The following is a 2,175-nucleotide window of genomic DNA, read 5'->3' as shown; positions in this document are numbered from 1 at the left end:
ATTGGCGCTGCTGCGCGGCTTCTTGAGCGGCAGGTAGTCGTCGTCGTGCGGCGTCGGCTCGGGCGGGCGCAACACGGTCTCGATATTGCGCAGCGAGAATTCGTCTTTGCCCACCACTTCAAACAAATCGTCCGCAGAGTTGAAGCCGAGCTGCGAGGCCAGATCGTCGAGCTTGACGGCGGTCTTGCCCAGGCGCTGCAGCAGTTTCTCGACCGCCTCCCGGCCTTTGGCCACGGTCTCATTGACGGCCAGCGCATTGAACCAGGCACGCACTTTGGCCCGGGCCCGGTGGCTGACCAGATAGCCCAGTTCGGCGTTGAGCCAGTCGCGCGACGGCCCGCCCTCCTTGGCCACCGTGACCTCCACGGTTTGGCCATTTTTGAGCGGCGTATTCAGGGGCACCATGACACCATCCAGGCGCGCACCCCGGCAGCGGTGCCCCAGGTTGGTGTGCACGCTGTAGGCAAAGTCCACCGCGGTCGCACCCTGCGGCAGTTCGACGATGGCCGCATCGGGCGTCAGGACATAAATCCGGTCGTCAAAGCTGCCCTGCCCCTGCTCGCCCGAGAGATCGCGCTCCCAGGCCAGCAACTGGCGCAGCACCGCGATTTTGGCGTCATAGGTGCCGCTGGCCGAGACGCCCGAATAGCCTTTGACGCCGGCCTCTTTATAGGCCCAGTGCGCGGCCACCCCGTGTTCGGCATGGTCATGCATGGCCTGGGTGCGGATTTGGATCTCGATCGGCTGCCCGACCCGGTCGCGCACGATGGTGTGCAAGGACTGGTAGCCGTTGACTTTTGGCTTGGCAATGTAGTCGTCAAACTCCTCCGTGACCGGTGTGAACTGGCTGTGCACCCAGCTCAACGCGGCATAGCAGTCGCGGATGGTCGGCACCACGATGCGCAGCGCGCGGATGTCGTAGACCTGGTCAAAACCCAGCGATTTGCCACGCATCTTCTTGACGATGCTGTAGATGTGCTTGGGTCGCCCCTGCACCGTGGCGTCCAGGCCCTGCGCTTTCAGCTCTTCCTGCAGCTGCGAACGCAAATGGGTGACATAGGCTTCACGTTCGGCCCGTTTTTCGTCCAGCAATCGGGCCACCTGGCGGTAGACGTCGGGCTCCAGAAAACGAAAGGCCAGGTCTTCCATCTCCCACTTGATTTGCCAGATGCCCAGGCGGTTGGCCAGCGGCGCGAACACCTGCAGCGCCTCCTGCGCCAGACCGGCCGGCACCGGCAGCTTGCTGGCGGCAAAATGGCGCAGCGTTTGCAGGCGCGAGGCCAGGCGCAGCATGACGACGCGCAAATCGCGCGAAAACGCCAGCAGCATCTTGCGCACATTCTCCAGTTGGGCGGCGGCCGTTTGCGCCCTGGGTATCGCGGTCGATGCCCGTGCGCCAGCGACCTGCGTCTGGCGTGCCTGGCGCTGCACCTGCACCAACTTGGTGGTTTCCACCGCCAGTGCCGCAAAGTTGTCGCCAAAGGCTTTGGCGATCACTTCCTGCGGTTTGTTCAGGTGGTCGCAGGCATACACCAGGTAGGCGGCGGCCTGCATCGCCTCGGACCCGCCAATGGTCCGGAGAATGGCCGCCACCGCGTCCGCATGGGCCAGCGTGTTTTCGCCGGTGTCCAGCGTTTCGCTGGCCAACAGCGGCTCGGCAAATGCGCGGGCGCGCGCCAATGCATGGGCCTGTTCAGGCAGGCTCTGGGCCGTGGCGGCAATCAGTTGCGGTAGCGCTTGGGTTGAGGGCGCCGAACCCGGGTGTTCGGAAGTGATACTTTTCATCCAGATGTCACCCCATTTCTAATCAAGCAGGAAGGCGGCCACCGCTTGCACCTGGTCGTCGGCGACGAAGGTGGGCGCATGACCGACGCCCTCAAACTCCACCAGCCGCGCCTTCGGGCCGCGCGCCGTCATGGCCTGCGCCGTTTCATGGGAAAGCAGGTCCGACTGGGCACCGCGTAGCAACAAGGTCGAGGCCGTGATGTGGTCATACAGCTGCCACAGCATGGCTTCGCCTTGTGCGGCAGATTCTGGCGTGATGGTGCTGAATGGCACGGCGATGGCCGGGTCGTAATGCAGCGTGACGTCGCCCGTGCCATCGCCCAAGGGCTTGACCATGGGGCGCGACAAGGCCAGCCACTGCGCCGGCGTGTGCGGCCCGAAGGTGGTGGA

At 64.6% G+C, this 2,175-nt stretch carries 2 protein-coding genes; both read right to left on the bottom strand.

From position 1 onward, the window contains the following. Window positions 1-1,785, bottom strand: a 1,785-nt coding sequence (locus tag B3V69_RS11155; RefSeq protein ID WP_296446539.1) for a RelA/SpoT family protein, incomplete at its 3' end; no start/stop codon positions are given. 18 nt (window positions 1,786-1,803) lie between these two features. Beyond that, on the bottom strand, window positions 1,804-2,175 hold a 372-nt coding region (locus B3V69_RS11150), incomplete at its 5' end, for an alpha/beta fold hydrolase (protein ID WP_414707515.1).

The sequence above is a fragment of the Rhodoferax sp. UBA5149 genome, assembly GCF_002413825.1.
Classification (GTDB): domain Bacteria; phylum Pseudomonadota; class Gammaproteobacteria; order Burkholderiales; family Burkholderiaceae_C; genus Rhodoferax.
The sequence above is the reverse complement of the archived record's forward strand: the minus strand, read 5'-3'. Positions and strand labels throughout refer to the sequence as shown.